General features: G+C 60.8%; 10 protein-coding genes. 2 read left to right on the top strand and 8 right to left on the bottom strand.

The window, feature by feature from the left end; translation table 11 throughout:
* Positions 1-15 precede the first annotated feature (15 nt).
* The 6 genes from ACQR07_RS14900 to ACQR07_RS14875 form a co-directional block, all read right to left on the bottom strand.
* Positions 16-945 (bottom strand): NAD-dependent epimerase/dehydratase family protein, encoded by a 930-nt coding sequence (locus ACQR07_RS14900; RefSeq protein WP_434903019.1) that lies wholly within the window; start codon positions 943-945, stop codon positions 16-18.
* A 12-nt stretch (positions 946-957) separates the two neighbouring features.
* A complete protein-coding gene (locus tag ACQR07_RS14895) occupies positions 958-1,755 on the bottom strand; it encodes a sugar phosphate nucleotidyltransferase (protein WP_434903018.1) in 798 nt (265 codons plus the stop codon).
* A gap of 230 nt (positions 1,756-1,985) precedes the next feature.
* Entirely contained in the window at positions 1,986-3,941 is a 1,956-nt protein-coding gene (locus ACQR07_RS14890; RefSeq protein ID WP_434903017.1) for a hypothetical protein, read from the bottom strand.
* Positions 3,938-5,287, bottom strand: a complete 1,350-nt coding sequence (locus ACQR07_RS14885; RefSeq protein ID WP_434903016.1) for an HlyD family type I secretion periplasmic adaptor subunit — start codon at positions 5,285-5,287, stop codon at positions 3,938-3,940. Before ACQR07_RS14885 ends, ACQR07_RS14890 begins: the two co-directional genes overlap by 4 nt.
* Positions 5,288-5,310: 23 nt before the next feature.
* Entirely contained in the window at positions 5,311-7,110 is a 1,800-nt protein-coding gene (locus ACQR07_RS14880) for a type I secretion system permease/ATPase (RefSeq protein ID WP_434903015.1), read from the bottom strand.
* Positions 7,107-12,335, bottom strand: coding sequence for a hypothetical protein (locus tag ACQR07_RS14875; RefSeq protein ID WP_434903014.1), 5,229 nt, complete (start codon positions 12,333-12,335; stop codon positions 7,107-7,109). Before ACQR07_RS14875 ends, ACQR07_RS14880 begins: the two co-directional genes overlap by 4 nt.
* Positions 12,336-12,762: 427 nt before the next feature.
* Here ACQR07_RS14875 and ACQR07_RS14870 point away from each other — a divergent pair, with 427 nt between their 5' ends.
* A complete protein-coding gene (locus tag ACQR07_RS14870; protein ID WP_434903013.1) occupies positions 12,763-13,194 on the top strand; it encodes a DUF2267 domain-containing protein in 432 nt (143 codons plus the stop codon).
* Positions 13,195-13,219: 25 nt separating this feature from the next.
* Positions 13,220-13,897, top strand: a complete 678-nt coding sequence (locus tag ACQR07_RS14865) for a dienelactone hydrolase family protein (RefSeq protein WP_434903012.1) — start codon at positions 13,220-13,222, stop codon at positions 13,895-13,897.
* Positions 13,898-14,098: 201 nt separating this feature from the next.
* Here the strand turns inward: ACQR07_RS14865 and ACQR07_RS14860 are convergent, their stop codons facing one another.
* Both ACQR07_RS14860 and ACQR07_RS14855 read right to left on the bottom strand, forming a co-directional pair.
* Complete coding sequence (locus tag ACQR07_RS14860) at positions 14,099-15,448, bottom strand: nicotinate phosphoribosyltransferase (protein ID WP_434903011.1); 1,350 nt, start codon at positions 15,446-15,448, stop codon at positions 14,099-14,101.
* Between the two features lie 9 nt (positions 15,449-15,457).
* Positions 15,458-16,129 carry a phosphoribosyltransferase gene (locus tag ACQR07_RS14855; RefSeq protein ID WP_434903010.1) on the bottom strand — a complete coding sequence of 224 codons (672 nt, stop codon included), beginning with the start codon at positions 16,127-16,129 and terminating at the stop codon, positions 15,458-15,460.
* Positions 16,130-16,181 lie beyond the last annotated feature (52 nt).

The raw sequence follows: 16,181 nt of genomic DNA, 5'->3' as shown, positions 1-16,181 counted from the left end.
TGTTCAGACGTAAGATCATCGGATGTGGCTGATACGTGATTGGCACCGGGCCGCCTCGGCAATGCGTGACATCAGCGCAGGAAAATCCGTCTTGGGTGGCGCACATCCGAGATCCGAGAGGAGCTTGGTGCTTCCGACGATAGTCCTCAACTCCTTCTCTCTGAGACGGGCGCTGTCGAGCTCGACCCAGATCGGCTCGCCGAAATTGACCATGATCATCTCGACCAGAGCACGCAGTATGGGAGCCTGGCCGCTGCACACATTCACGATGCCGCGTGCGGCCGGATGATCGGCCAATCGACAAAGCAGGGTAGCCACATGCTCGACGTCGATCATGTCTCGTCTCACATCGAGATTGCCGACCTTCAATGTTCCTCCGCCTCGCGGCATGGACGCGAGCTGTTTCGCGAAGTCACCGATCGCGAGATGAGAGGGCATGTCCGGCCCGAGCGCGTTGAAGATGCGAGCAACGAGAACGGGATTTCCGGTTTTGTCGGCATAGCGCAACGCGGCGTGGGTCTGCGCGTACTTGCTCATGCCATAGTCGGAGCATGGCGCGCATGGCGTCGACTCCTCGATCGGCTCTCCATTGCGGATGGCAGAGCCATACTCGGCTGCGCTTCCCGCAATCACCAGCACTGGGCGCAAGTGAACCGACGCCAGGGCGTCGAGCAGAGCCTCGGTCATTCCTAGATTGACCCTTGTCAGTTCCTCACCAGGCCCAACTGCGGTACCTGCCAGATGGAAAATGCATTCGGGATCCACGGTCCTTAGAATGCCAGCAAGCGCGTCGGCATTCCAATCGTCGCCACCCAGAACGATGTGCTTGCCGTCAAGTCCTAGCTGGCGGCCGATCGTATAGACATCAACGCCGCGACGACGAAGCGCCCGCACGAGGTGTCTGCCGATGAAACCGGAGCCGCCGGTCACAATCGCGCGATGCATGACGGCAGCGCGCTATGCATGACCGAGAAAGGCGTCACGATCCCGCTCGAACATCTGCTGAGCCAACGCAAAGTCGTCCGGACGACCGATATCGAGCCAGACACAATCATCTTCGAAGCATACAACGGTGCCGTTCGCAGCGTGAATCTTGAGAAGCAGCGTGGGCATATCGAGATAGTCGACGTTCGATACATGCGGCCGGATGGCGGCGCGATCGAGAATATAGACGCCCATGCTGACAAAATACTTGCTGGTCGGCTTCTCGCGATAGGCGCTCAACCGGTGCTGGTTATCGAATTCGATCAGGCCGAAATCGATCTTGTTCTCTCGCTCGAAGACACCAATCGACGCATCTGCCTTCTCGGTCACATGGTTGAACGCCATCCTGCCGAGATCCATAGTGGTCAGAAGATCGCCGTTGGCCAGAAAGAAGGTCTCATCCAGCAGGTCGAGCATATTGCCGAGCGCGCCTGCAGTTCCGAGCGGCTTGCTTTCGTTGCTATAGCGAAGCTTCAGCCCGATCGACGCGCCGTCGCCAAAGTAGGCTTCGATCAAATGTCGAAGATGGTTGACGGCGATGATCACTTCTTCCACGCCGTCCGATTTCATTCGCCGCAGCAGCAGTTCAAGTATCGGCATGTCGCCAAGGGGCATCAGAGGCTTCGGAAAAAGAGCAGAGTAAGGATGCAGCCGGGTTCCCTTGCCGCCGGCCATGATGACGGCCTGCCTCACGAGCGGCGCGTTCGGAATTGCAAGACGCTCGGAGTGACCGCTGGGGCTGTGCTCGGGTAGCAAGATGTGCTTGTTCATGATCATGCTCCTGCGAACTGCTGAAGATCGCGACACCATCGCAAACGATCTGATGCCGGGGGCTTGGCAGACGTTGGAGAAGAGCTGCGACGTCTATGGCCATCCCGAACGTAACAATACGAATTCACGGCGATCGAGGCGAAGCAAAAACTCTGACGTCGATCAGTGCAGTACGAGCACGGCGTCCGAGCATGACAGTGAGCCGGCGCGCTCATTTGAGGCCGCGCGAGCTAATCGCTCTCGGAACCACGACAGACGATATGGATCGTGACGGGATCAACGGCAGTAGTCGGTACTGCGAAGCGGAGTTGCCCGGCGGCGTCGGCCTCAGCGTTGTCGCGCCAGAGCTCGTGGTCAGATTGCGTCACGCTGATCAGATAGCCTCGGGCGCTCGCGCCAGACCAGGAGAACGTGCCGGGACCGAAACCCTGTGCCTCGAAGCGCGTCGCGCAAGGACCTCTCGTTACATGTCGAATCTGCCATCGACTATCGTCCAGGGCCAAGGTCCCTGGCAACGTCGCTTTCGAGTAGGTCATGACGATGACGGCCGTTTCGACGTCCTCGTCGAGTGCGACGTAGAGCGCGTGTCCCACGCGCCGTTGTCCAATAACGCCGACACTGCTAGCGATCGACGCGCTCATGCCGTCGGCGTCATCGAAGCGGATCGTCTGCAGGGCACCGCGGTTGCCAATACGCCACGATCCGCTGCCGACTCTCTCGATGCGTGCGCTGAAAAATCCGTCGACGATGGCTGCATAACGATCGGCGGAGATGGGAGCCAGCGCGGCCGTGTTTGCGATCTGCAGGATCCGGCGTACGCTTTGAAGGAGATCCGCCCGTTCTCCGACATGAGCTTGATAATTCAAATTGAAGGGTGTCAGCCGCGGCGGACCTTCCGTCCTGGCGAAGGTCTGCTCGAGCCCGGCGAGATCCCCCTCGTTCGTGGCGCCTCCGGCATCAAAGATGATCCCTGCGTTCAGAGCCGTATTGACAACGCGCTGGGCCGGGCTGCGGGGGCTGGCGCTGACCAGCGGCGACAGGTTGGAGATCGAGGGGTATTCAGCGTCGAATCGTGACCGTGGCGCCTCGAAGTGACGCCGGGAGTTTCGAACGCTGGGTGTCGCAAGGATGTCCTGCGCGATCCGTCTCGCCTCAACAGCGCTCCGACCGGACTTTGGAAACGCGTCATCGGGCAGATCGATCGTCGTCGGCAGGTCGGCAAAGGCGCCGATGAGTTCGTGCAGAACAACGCGGGCGGCGGTCGCGCCCTCATCGCGAAAGTGCTCGATCGTGCTCGGCCGGTTCCAGCCCTCTGAGCCAAACAGGTTGAAATAGATCCGACGGCCGGAAACCGTGGTCGTGTCGGGGACTGGCTCGCCGTGAGAGCCGAGCGCTGCACGAAAGAAGGTCATCGGGTTGATGAGCCAGCGTCCGTGATAAAATGGCTGTGTCGGATGACAGAACTCGTAGTTCAAGGCGGCATAGCCGCCGCGTGCCCCGATGGCGACGGGTACTGTTGTGCGGCCGGATTCAAATGCTGGCAGTTGGAGCGTCAGACCGATGCGTGTATCTGCGCCGGTTGGTTCGAGCACTGGAAAATCCGGGAGAACTGGATCGAGATGGCATTCGAACTCCAGGAGCTCCGGGTCTTTGTCGACGATACGGGTCCCAAGAGTTGGCGATACGAATGTACCGGTATGACGCAGACCAGCCAGCGCGAGCAGTCGGTTGACGACCGCGATATTGTCGGGCCCGACTGCAACACCGATGTCGCCGAGTATGATGAAACGGATGTCTCTTCGTACGACCTGATCAGCCCATGTCAGATAGTGATCGGGATTCTGGACCGGGCCGGCGAACCACGTCAGGACCGCGCGGTATTGGTCGAGATCGGCGGCATCAGGCAGCTTGTCACGGACGTCACGGAAGTCGAGTACGAAGCCATCGTGATTGAGCGGCAGCTCTGCGAAGCGATGCAGCCTGGTGAAATTGATGTTGCCGCCCTCTTGTCCACCGTCATAGAGCGCCAGAAGGTGGCGTTTGACTGGGCCGAGCTGCGGGTTCCGTGCCGCGGCATTGCTGCAGCCGATGACCCAAGCCGCATAAATGAAGAGCAGTATAGCGAGTCGTGTTTTCATCCGCATATGCCGTTTTTTAATCAGCGTCGGATCAGGGGGCAGAATCATCGCTCCCGAAAAGCTCGCCCAAGCTGATCTGCGAGTGGCTTGACCAGGTAGGAGAGGGCGCTTCGGGAGGGAGTCTGGATGAACGCGTCGACTGGCATGCCCGGGAGCAATTTGTGATTGCCGAGCGCTGCAAGATCGGCGGCGTTTGGTAGGATGCGAACCGTATAGTAGAATTGATTGGTTTCGTTATCGCGACTCGCGTCGGGGGAGATGCGGGTGACCGTACCGTCGACCTCCGGGGTGGTCCGTTGATTGAAGGCGGTGAAGCGCAGCGTGCTCGTCTGGCCAGTCTCGAGTTGCTCGATGTCGGAGCTGGGAATGCGGACTTCCACTTCGAGCGTGTCGTCGCTCGGCACGATCAGCATCAGCTGCTCTGCCGGATTCACGACCCCGCCTATGGTGTGGACGCTCATTTCGTTGACGATACCGTCAATCGGCGACCTCAGTTCAACATGCCGAAGCTGGTCTTCCGCAGCGATCTTGCGCTCCATCAGCTCTGCAATGCGGCCTTCGATATCGCGCAACTCCTTTTGCGAATCGGCCAGGCGGCTTTGGCTCAGAGCGATGATCTGTAGATTCGCTTCGGTCATCTGGCCAGCAAGCCTTGCGATTTGCGCGGTGAGCGTGCCGATTTCGCCTTCGATACGTGTTTGATCTCGTTGCAGACTGAGGACGCGCGTGATCGGGAGGAGGTTGCGCGCGTAGAGATCGTTGACGCGATCGAGTTCCTCGCGGATCAAGACGAGCTCATGACCTTTCGCTTCATTTTGCCTGGTCACGCCGGCGCGTTCCTCGTCATACTGCTTGATCCGCTCTCGGAGCTGGGCTTGCTGTCCTTGCAAGGCCGCGAGGCGGGCTTGAAACAGGCGCGTTTCACCATTTGCAACGTTCGCCGCCGCGGGTCCATCCGCGGAGAACTCAGGCGGAAACGACAGATTGTCGAGGCCGTCGCGTTCGGCGGTCAGACGGAGCTTACGGCCGTTCAGCTCGATCAATTGCGAGTTGACAATGCCGAGGGTTGCGCGTGGCTGTGTATCGTCCAGCCGAACCAGGAGATCGCCGGTGACGACGCGAGTCCCGTTCCTCACCTCGATCCGTTGGATCGTCCCGCCCTGGGCGTGCTGAATTTTCTTGCTGCTTCCAGCCGAGACCACGATCCCGCGCGCAACGACGGCGCCGGACAATTTCGCCAGGCTGCCCCACATGAATATCGTGAGGACGATGGATGCGGAAAGGAACAGTCCGATCAGGATCGGTCGCCACATCTCGGCGATATCCGGCCCGACGGCCGCTTCGGCGCTGGCTGGTCGCGGCGTTGGTTTGAGAGCGAGAATTGAAGCAGGCATCCGTTCATTCCTCCCGCTGGCCGTCAGCCGACAGCCGTACGAAGCGGTTGACGCAGCACTTTTCTAAGAACGTCCTCCTTCGGACCGAAAGCGGTGAGTTGTCCGGCGTTGATGACGGCAACGAGGTCGACGGCGTTGAGCGCGCTTGATCGATGGGCGACGACGACCGCAATGCCATGGCGATCTCGGATACCTTGGATGGCCGTCGTCAGGCTTTCCTCACCGTCTGAATCGAGATTGGAGTTCGGCTCGTCCAGGACGACAAGAAATGGGTCACGGAAGAGCGCGCGCGCAAGCGCGAGGCGTTGGCGTTGCCCTGCCGACAGGGCGGATCCGTCAGGGCCGACATCCGTTTCATATCCGTTTGGGAGGCGCAGAATCATGTCGTGGATGCCTGCCGCTTTCGCGGCGGCGATAATGGCCATGCTGTCTTTTTCATCTTCCATGCGGCCGATATTGTCTGCGATGGTTCCGTCGAACAGCGTGACATCCTGTGGCAGGTAACCGATATGCTGTCCGAGTTGCTTGGAAGACCAGTGATTGATCTCGGCACCGTCAAGGCGGATGCAGCCCTGCTTCAACGGCCATACGCCGCAGATGGCGCGAGCCAGCGATGATTTCCCGGCGGCGCTCGGGCCGATGATCGCCAAGGCCTGTCCGGCGCGCAGCTCGAAGCTGATATTGGACAGGACGAGACATTGGGTGCCGGGAGCGCAGAGCGTTGCATTCTCCAGGGACAATCTTTGTGTTGGAGCGGGAAGCGCGAACGGCGGATCCAGAAGTGGCAGGTTCCGGAGCGTTTCGGATAGGCGTCTGAGACTTTGCCGAGCGGCGAGGAACGGCCGCCAATGCGCGATGACCTGTTCGATCGGCGCCAGCGCTCGTGAGGTGGTGATCGATGCTGCGATGATCGCGCCGCTCGTAATTTCACCGCGGACCGTGAGATATGCGCCGAGTCCGAGCATGCCCGATTGCAGCGTAAGCCGCATGAAGCGCGACACGGACGTCAGCCTTGCAATCAGTTGGCTCGAGCGCGTCTGTACGGCCAGATATGAGCGATTGGCTGCGTCGAACCGTTGAGCGGCTCTGTCCTCCAGACCCATCGCCTTCAGCACTTCAGCGCTTCGTGCCTGGGTGTCCGCGATGCCGCGCCTGGCAGCGTCGGCGCGTGTGGCCGCAAGGGCATCCTTCTGTGTCAGCCATTCCGTGAGCAGCGTCAGCATCACCAGCATCAGCATGCCGGCGAGGCATACCAAGCCAAGCAGAGGATGGAGCACGAAGACAAAGGCGAGATAGACAGGCATCCATGGCAAATCGAGAAAGGCGACGGGTCCGCCATTGGCCAGGAAGTGTCGAATGGCGTCGACATCGCGCATGGGTTGTTGCGCAAGCGACCGCGACGCGCCTTGGAGAGGCAGGTTGAGAACCGCAAAATGCACCGGGCGTGCCATGCGCCGATCGAAGAGCGCCGCAGCGTGGCTCGATGCTTGGCTACGCAGCATGTCCAACGTGCCGTGAAAGGCATAGAGCACGATCATGAGGAACGACAGCGCAATCAATGTCGGTACGCTGTGGCTCGACAACACCCGATCATAGACCTGGAGCATGTAGAGCGAGCCTGTCAGAGCTAGCACGTTGATGATGCCGGAAATCACCGAGACACCCAGGATCGCGCCACGAAAACCTGCAAATGCGGCACCCGGGGTCGCGGGCGATGTGGCACTGTTGACGATCGGCGAGTAAGGCAAAGCGTGCTCCGTCTCAAGAAGGCAGATGATCCGCAGGTCGTTGTTCCAGGGACGGACGTAATCTCCCGTCTTCACACGAAGTGAATATCGGCCAGGGCACCCAGCTTCAGCGTCGCGAGGCTCACGTTGCTCATCGTGATCGAATCCGTTGGATCGATGGTGATGACGGTGTTTGCGCCCGACTGGGCGACGGTGACCGCGTCTCCCGAAATGTTATGCGCGGTGCCGGCGAGCAGCGACGCCGCGGTCGTGCCCGTTGCGAACATTGTCGCGGACAGCTGAAGAATGTCGTGATTGGTATTATTCGCGTTGGCGATAAAATCCGTGATGGTATCATTGCCAAAGCCGGCGCTATAGACGCCGTTCGTCGTCGCCGGCCTGACAGGCGCGAAGACGAACGTGTCCTGGCCGGCCCCACCGGACAACTTGTCGTTGCCAGCCCCGCCGATCAGCGTATCTGCGCCGCCATTGCCGGTGAGCGTGTCGTTGCCGGAGCCGCCGGTGATGGTATTGGCGAGGCCATTGCCCGAACCGGTGAAGTTGCCGGTTCCCGTGTAGGTCAGGTTCTGGACGTTGGCAGGCAGAGTGTAGCTCGGAAGCGTGGTCAGGACCGTCGCATTGGCGCTGCCGGCGACTTCTGAGACACTGGTGGTCGCACTGCTGACCAAGAAGGTGTCGGCTCCGCCGTTGCCGCGCAGGATGACATTGCCGAAGTTGCCGTCGCCAAGCGTGTCGGGACCGGTGCCGCCGGTCAAGGTCTCTCCGGCCGCCGTTGCCGTCGAGGTGAAGCTGCCGACGCCGACGAAGGCCAACTTTTCGACATTCGTCGGGAGCGCGTAGTCGTTCAAAGTGGTCTGAATCGTGTCGGTTCCGTTGTTCGACAGCTCGGTCACGATTGTGCTTGCGCTGTGGACGATGTAGGTGTCGTTGCCGGCGCCGCCGACCAGGGTGACCCCGAATAGGCCATTATCATTGAGAGTATCGGCACCGGCGCCGCCGTCCAGGATCTGGCCATTGGCGCCGGCGGTCAGCATGTCGTTGCCGCCAAGGCCCTGGACGAGTGCGCTCGGTGTCGAGGTCGTCAGAACGTCTGCGCCGGCCGTTCCATTGATGGTCAAGGCGGTGGTGGCGAGTTGAGATGCGGTCAATACGAGGCCGTCGCTGAAGTCGAAGAAAGAAACGGCAATCGCCGTCAGCGTACCGTCCGGAGAGCCTGCCCTCTTGTCGACGAAGGTGACACTGCCGTCCGCATTGTTCACGATGCTGTATTGGTTGAAAGTTCCGCTGAAGTCGATGGTGTCCGTGCCTCCGCCCCCGCTTACCGTGCTGACGCCGGTAAACCCGCTGAAGATGTCGTTGAGGGCGTTGCCGATGATCTGGATTCCGGTCTTCCCCGTGTAAACGAACTTCTCGATGTTTGCGGGCATCACAAGGCTCGAGAGGCCAGTATAGATGGCTGCCGCGACCGTATTCGGCATTTCCAAGATCGCCGTTGCTGCGTTGCCGACGATAAAGATGTCATTGCCACCGTCGCCGATCAGCGTCACGCCGGCAAAGCCTGCGTCGTTCAGCGTATTGGCGCCTGTTCCGCCATCGAGCGTCTGGTTCGCGGCGCCGGCCATGAGGCTGTCCGCGCCCGCCAGACCGAGCACGACTGCGCCAGTGAGAGCACTGGTCAGGACGTCGGAGCCCGCGGTACCGAGCAGGACGCCGTTTCCATTCAATTGTGCGGTGGTCAGAACCAATTGATCGAGGAAGCGGAAGTCTTGGAAGTTGTAGCTGATATCGGTGCCATCGGGTGTCCCGGCCCTCGTATCAATCAGGGTGTTGCTACTGTCCGCATTCAGCTTGATTGTGTAGTTCTCGAAGAGACCCGTGAGATTAAGCGTATTTGTGCCAGATCCGCCAAATAGAATGTTCGTCCCGCTCGACAAGACAGCGGTCGTGCCTTCGACGATCGCGACGTTGTGGAGCACGGGCGTGCCTTGCGGCGAGCTCGATGAAATCGCAAGCTGGCCGTCGTTGAAGGCGAGGGACAGGTCTGTGCCGTTGAGCGATGCCGCGGGAGCTCCCTGCACGGAAACAATATTGAGACCCGGTGTCTTGACATGCACATCGACGATGCCATCCCCCGTCATCGAAAAGCTGAGATTCGATCCGTCGCCCGACACGGTCTTCAGATCGACGCGCATCGGCAGCAGGTCGATGTGTGTCACATCATCCTGTGTCGTCCCGAGCGTGACGTTGAACGTTCCGCCGCCATAAGGCAGAAACAGACTGTGGGTATCATAGGCGTACCAATTTCCAGCATTCTGGATGACTTGGCCCGTGGCGGCGTTGGTGACGTTGAGTGCCATGGCACCGAGATCAGGCGCGCTGGCATCAGGCGTAATCGTCGCCGTGATGACGTTGCCGGTCGTCGTCTCGGACAAGTGGGCCTTCTGTTGGGCGGAGATGCGGGCTGCGAGATCTTCTTGCGTCACGAACTCGTAACGCGCGGCGGCTGCATAGGCTATGAAATCGCTGAACATCTGGGTGGTATATGCGGGAGGACTGCCCGTGCCATTGGTGTTCCAGTCCGTCGGACCGTAGTCGTGCCAGGGCCAGACGATGATCGGCGTCTGCGAGTGTGCGGAGAGCTGGTTGAACAGTGCTTCCCAATCGGCAAGCGCCTGGGCCGCTGTCTTGTTTTGGAATTGGATCTCCGTGAAATCAAAAGTGATGTTGGGCGCAATATAGACCGATCCCGTGTCGGTCGGGCTGAGATAGCCGAAGGCATTTGGATAGCCGGCGCCGACGCCCGTCCAGCCGCCGCTGACATAGCCAGTCAGGCCGCCTGCCACGCTCTGGTAATATTGCATGATCTGCTGGGCTGTGCTGAACGTATCGCCCGCGCCGGGCACGGCTGCGCCGGCGATCGTTATGCCGAGGTTCTGCTGCTCGACGGTCTTTGACTGGCCGAACTCATAGGAAAAAGTCCAATTTGGCGCAGAGCCGTTCGACGGCGGAGTCACGTAAAGAAAATTTGTGTTCTCGTTCCATAGCGAGACAGGGACGCCGTTCACCAGGATTGTGGGAACAGGGTTTCCGTTGGCGTCGATCGTTGGCGGATTGATCAGGTGGGTATAGGAGTGATTTCCGATTTCGTTGCCGAGGGCGATGATTGCCTTGTAGTAGGGGGCGGAGATAGACCAATCGGTCGTGTTGCCATTGGCAGGATTGGCGGTGTCACCGACATTGACATAGAACGAGCCGACAAAATTGTACTGCTGCTTCCACTGCTGCAGCAGCGGAATCAGCTGATCGTAGATCCCCTGTTGACCGGCGCCGGGGGACACATCGGATGGGAATTGAGACTGATCCATATCAGTGCGTGACGCGACGACGCCGGCCATTCGGGTCAAGTCAATCGTAAGACTTGGCGTCGCGCCAAGGACGGCGTTCTGGATGGCATGTTGCAGAAGATTGCTGTCGCCAAGCAGTGCTGTCGTCGCAAAGTGGGTATTGGTGGCGCCCGTCACGGTTTGGACGACGCCGGGCAGCGTGGCGCCGCCCTGTAGATTGATATCCGCCAGCACTGTGGCGGGCTGGGTCACGCCGGAAAAGGTGAGGTATCCGGAATTGGTATAGTATCCGGAGGTCGTTCCGGCGATCTGTCCGCTGGCGCCGCCGATCAGCTCGGTCGCCCCGTAGCCGGTCATCACCGGGTTCTGGCTGGCCAGCGCCGCCGGATCGGCCGTGACGGAGTAGGTCGCAGTCCCGTAGCCGCTCTGGGTCAGGTTGAGCAGGGTCTGCATGTAGATATAGGGATTTCCCGGAAGCGCTGTGCCGGTCTGGTCATTGGTCAGAAAGTCGCCGGCCGTGATGAGCGGCACGTGGTAGCTGTAAACGACCTGACTCAGCGCGTTCGAGATCGCTTCGACCTGGCTGCTCTGGACGTTCTGCATGTCCGGGAAGATGAGCGCGCTGTATTGCGCGAGCTTGGCCACGTTGGTGAGGTCGGCTTCGGTCAGAAGGTCGTAGGAGACACCTGCGGCTTCCGCCTGGTGCTGAGCGGCCATGAACAGATCGGCGTAGGCCGTCTGTCCCGCTTGGCCGCCGCCAAAATACAGCGCGGCTGTCGTCGCGGAATATACGATGCCGACCTTCTTGATCGTGTGGTCGACCGTTACCAGTGTCGATGGATCCGTGATCGTGTATTGGGTATTGCTGGCGAAATCGCCGGGCAGTGCTGCCGCGCCGTTGTTGATCAGCGCGTCGAAGTTGATCGTATGAGGGGCCGATCCGCCGGCAGGTGTCAGCAGCGCCTGCGGAATGGCGAGTTCGACGCTCTTGCCGTCGCTGGACGTGGCAAAAGTGAGCGGCGCGCCGCCGTTCAGCAGCGACGCCGCCCCCGTCGAAGTCACGGAATAGAGATAGGGTTGAAGCGTGCCGCTCGACCCGACTGTGAACTGCACGTAATATTCAGCGCCGACAGCGCCAAAAGGACTGTAACCGGTCGATGATGCCTGATCGGTGTTGAGGTAGATGAACGTGTTGGACCCGATCACCGCGTCGGTCGTGCTGGTCGCGTTGATGCCAATGACATAGGTATTGCCAAGTGTCGCATCGTTCAGGAGAGCGCCGTAGACCTGATATCCCGCCACCGTATTCCCCGGCGTCATCAGCGCGTCAGATGCCGGCCAATCAGTGAAATGCCCATCGAGGGTGATCAGGTTGCCAATTGTCTTCGGCACGACGGCGGCTTGATCGGGGATGACATATTGCGGGTTGTTGGCGAAGTCGCCGGGCAGAGCCGCGGCCCCGTTGTCAATCAATGCGTCGAAGTTGATCGCATGAGGCTCAGGGCCGGCGGCTGGGGTAAGGAGCGATTGGGGAATCGCGAGCTCCAGGCTCTGGCCAGTGCTGGATAAGCCAAAATTGAGTGGTGCGCCCCCGTTGAGCAAGGTCGGCGTGCCGTTGGACATGACTGAATAGAGGTAGGGCTGAATTGTGCCGGTGGCATCGGGCGCGAACTGGACGTAGTATTCAGCGCCGACCGTTCCGAATGGGCTGTACCCTGTCGACGTATTCTGATCGGTATTGAGATAAATGTAGGTGCCGGACGCGATCACGGGCTCCGCCGAGTTGGTTGATTCTATGCCGATGACATAGGTGTTGCCCAATTGCAGATCGGTGATCAGCGCACCGTAGACAGCATATCCTGCGACAGTGTTTTCCGCCGTCGTGAGGGATTCGGACGCGGACCAATCTGAAAAGAGGCCGTCCAGCGTGATCATGTTGCCGATGTTTGTGGTCATGCGACGATTCCTCAATCGATCAGTGAACGAGCCTTGGCGGCAGCCGATTCGTGGTGACAAGAGCCGCCATGGCGCGATCGAGAGGTCAGAACTAGACGGCATGCATCGCTTGCCTGTCCAACCGAAATCCCTGCTGCAGGTCAGAGTTCTTGCCACTGCTGTAAATCCGTATTGCTCTACGATCTGTGACCAGCAGGTGTCGATGATCGACGTGCGGCTTCTGCGCGAGTATCGCGTCACAGAGGCATGCCGTTCGGCTCACGGCGCCTGCACGGCGGTCAGCAGCAGGTCGCCGTGCACGCGTGCTCGGATATCCGTGTCGTTGGCGACGTTCCAACAACAAGGGCATGGTCGCGGCGCGGTGACCGGGGCGTCGGACGGCGCGTCATAGCCCGCTGCCTTTTGGGGCGGTTGCGAAGGAGGCCTCATGAGCACAATCGGCGTGGCTACGCTGGATCACACGGTTCAGGAAACAAGCGTCTGGCTCAAGGCGGTCCAGGACGGGCTCGCGCTGACCAATCGCCAGCAGGCCTACAATGCCTTACGTGCCGTGCTGCATGCCGTGCGCGATCGCTTGCCGCCCGAGGTGGCCGTGAAGTTCGCCGCCCAACTCCCTATTCTGGTGCGCGGCATCTACTATGAAGGATGGCATCCGGCAGCGACGCCGACCAGAGAACGGCACCTCGAGGAGTTCGTGGAGCATGTCGAAGGCGAGCTGCCGCCGGCGTTTCCTTGCAAATCTCTGGCCGCGATCCGGGGCGTGTTCGAGACGCTCTGGGAAAAGATCGACCCCGGCGAGTTCAAGAAAGTGATGAATCACCTGCCAGAGTCGATCAGGGACATGCGGAGTTCGTCATGACGGTCAGTGCAGGGGCTCTCATGTCATGACCAGTCGGCTGTCCACCGGGACGTCCGAGGTCACCATTCCGCCGGCGGATCTCGTTGGAACACTCACTGTGCCTCAACACGCGCGCGGGTTGATCATCTTCGCGCACGGCAGCGGGTCCAGTCGTCAAAGCCCACGCAATCAGGCCGTTGCGGGGGCGCTCAACGAGCTGACATTTGCGACTCTGTTGTTTGACCTGCTGACGCCGACCGAAGAGGCAGACCGCGCTAACGTTTTCGACATTTCGTTGCTTGCGGAGCGGCTGGTGAATGTCGTTCAGTGGCTTGGGGTGCAGGAACCGTCGATCGCTGCGCTTCCGGTCGGGCTGTTCGGCGCCAGCACCGGCGCGGCGGCGGCCCTGGTCACCGCGGCGCGGCTGCCGGAGCGGGTTCGGGCGGTGGTGTCGCGTGGAGGACGCCCAGACCTCGCGGGTCATGCCCTGCCCATGGTTCGGTCCCCGACGCTGCTCATCGTCGGAGGCGCGGACTTCAGCGTGATCGAGCTGAATCAAGCAGCTCTGACCCAGCTGGCAGTGCCGAAGGCGCTTAAGATCATTCCCGGAGCGACCCATTTGTTTTCGGAGCTTGGTGCAATGGACGCGGTGATCGCGCATGCCGCCCATTGGTTTGAGCAGTATTTGACGGCTCGGGGGCAGCAAGGTCCGAGAACGAAATGAGATGACCGTTGGCCCTCGAGAGCCCGTGATGTTCGCCGAGGTCCGGCCGAACGGAGTCCGATTGACGGCCGAGCTGCAAACCAAACAAGCTTTCGACCGTATCGTACCTCATCAGACGCTCTCCCGCGACGCGACCGTCACGTGCGACAGTCAGGAGGTCCAGATCGACGGCGGTGTTGCGCCGGCAGGCTGTTGCCGCCGCTACGACGGAAGGCCCATCCTGCGATCAACCTCGGCAGCGAGCTGCTGCAAGGGCGGCGCTATCCGAACCGGATAGGGCGTCGACCGAGCGGCCCTCGTGAACTCCACCGGCAGCCGCTGGAGCTGCCGCGCTGCATGAGCCCGGATGTCGTTGAGCGAAAGCTGTGGCGCGATCCGATGACCATTCGTCATGACCCGGTGAATCAATTGTTCGCCATCGTGCCTGTCGCTCTCGGTCGACAGAATATCGCCGGTCATGCGATGGTCATGGCCGTCGTAATGTCGCCAGACCTGCTTGCGGCCTGGCCAAGTCGCCTTGCCTACGGATCGTTTGCGCCGTGGCAATCCGGCATACTCCTGAAGCTTGTAGGCACAGTCGAGCGCAGGAGCGTCTGACGAGGTGACAAGGCTCGTACCGACGCCGATGCCATCGATTGGTGCGGAGGTTTGAGAGAATGCAACGAGGGTCTCGTCCTCGACACCCCCGCTGACAAAAATGCCGACGTCCGTCAGGCCACCTGCATCGAGGATACCGCGGACGCTTCGAGCAAGCGCTGCGAGATCGCCGCTGTCGATCCGCACGGCTCGCACTGCGACACCTTCCTGTTTGAGACGTGGCGCCAACGCGACCAGCTTTCGCGCGGCTGCCTCAGTGTCGTAGGTGTCGATCAGCAGCGTCAGGTTCTCGGGACGGGCGCGGGCAAAGGCCACGAACGCAGCGACCTCATCATCGAAGGACTGGACGAACGAATGCGCCATCGTGCCATAGGTCGGAATTCCGAACGACTTCTCCGCCAGCAGCGTCGCCGTCCCGGCGAACCCGGCGACATAACTGGCCCGCGCCGCGAGCAGTCCGGCTTCAGAGCCGTGAGCCCGCCGCAGGCCGAAATCGACCAGCAATTTCCCAGGCGCCAGCAACGCCATGCGCGCAGCCTTTGAGGCGATCAATGTCTGGAAATGCAGGATATTGATCAGCCGCGTCTCGACGAGTTGCGCTTGCGCGATCGGAGCGGTGACCCGTAGGATCGGCTCGTTGGCGAAGAACGGCGTTCCCTCTGCGATAGCGTGCACGTCGCCGCTGAAGCGGAACCGGTCGAGATAGTCGATCAGCGCGCTGCTGAACTTGCCGCTGCGACCGAGCCAGTCGATGTCGTCCTCGGAGAACCGCAGGTTCTCCAGAAAGTCGAGCGCCTGCTCCAGGCCCGCTGCGACGAGGAAGTTGCGCGGCTCCGGCAGTTTCCGGACGAAGAACTCGAACACCGCAATGTCGGTCTGGCCGGACTCCAGATAGGCCTGGACCATGCTGAGTTGATACAGGTCTGTCAGCAGCGCGGTTGGCGACAGCGACATGCGTCACTCCTAGCCGTCTTCCGAGGCGGGTGGCGGGTGCTTGTCTGGAAATCTGTTCAACGCGGCGATGACCTCGTCATCATCGACCTGGCGGAAGTCACGGTAGAAGCAGCCGATCGCACCAAGCTCCTGAGGGGTGTCCAGGCAGACGATTGTGTCGACCTCGGGCCGTAGCCGATTGATGGTCTCATGTGCCGCGACTGGGACCGCGAGCACGAGCTCCTTCGGTCGACGCGCGCCGACGGCGCGGATGGCCGCGAGTATTGTCGCGCCGGTCGCAATTCCGTCATCAACGATGATCGTCACGCGTCCCGTCACGTCGGCGCGCGTCCGGTCGCCGAGATAGCGCGCGCGGCGCCGATCGATCTCGCCGCGCTCCTTCCGGCAGACCGTGTCAAACTCCTTTTCGCTGACGCCTGAGGCTTCGATGATATCGCGGTTGCGTATGATGATCGGCTGTTCGCCTTCAGCAACCGCGCCCATTGCCAGTTCCGGCTGCAGCGGCAGGCCGATCTTGCGCACCAGGAGCAAGTCGAGGGTCGCATCAAGCGCGCGGGCCACCTCGGCCGCGACCGGAACGCCTCCGCGAGGCAATGCGAGTATGACCGGGTGGCGGCTCTTGTATCGGTTCAACGCTTCAGCAAGCCGGCGGCCGGCATCGGTGCGATCTCGGAACAGCATGCACGCTCCTCCGCAATTTTGCGTTATGCTATAAACTGGGCAAGTTCGTCGA

Origin of the sequence: Bradyrhizobium sp. HKCCYLS20291, from assembly GCF_051167715.1 — a bacterium.
Lineage (GTDB): Bacteria > Pseudomonadota > Alphaproteobacteria > Rhizobiales > Xanthobacteraceae > Bradyrhizobium.
The sequence above is the reverse complement of the archived record's forward strand: the minus strand, read 5'-3'. Positions and strand labels throughout refer to the sequence as shown.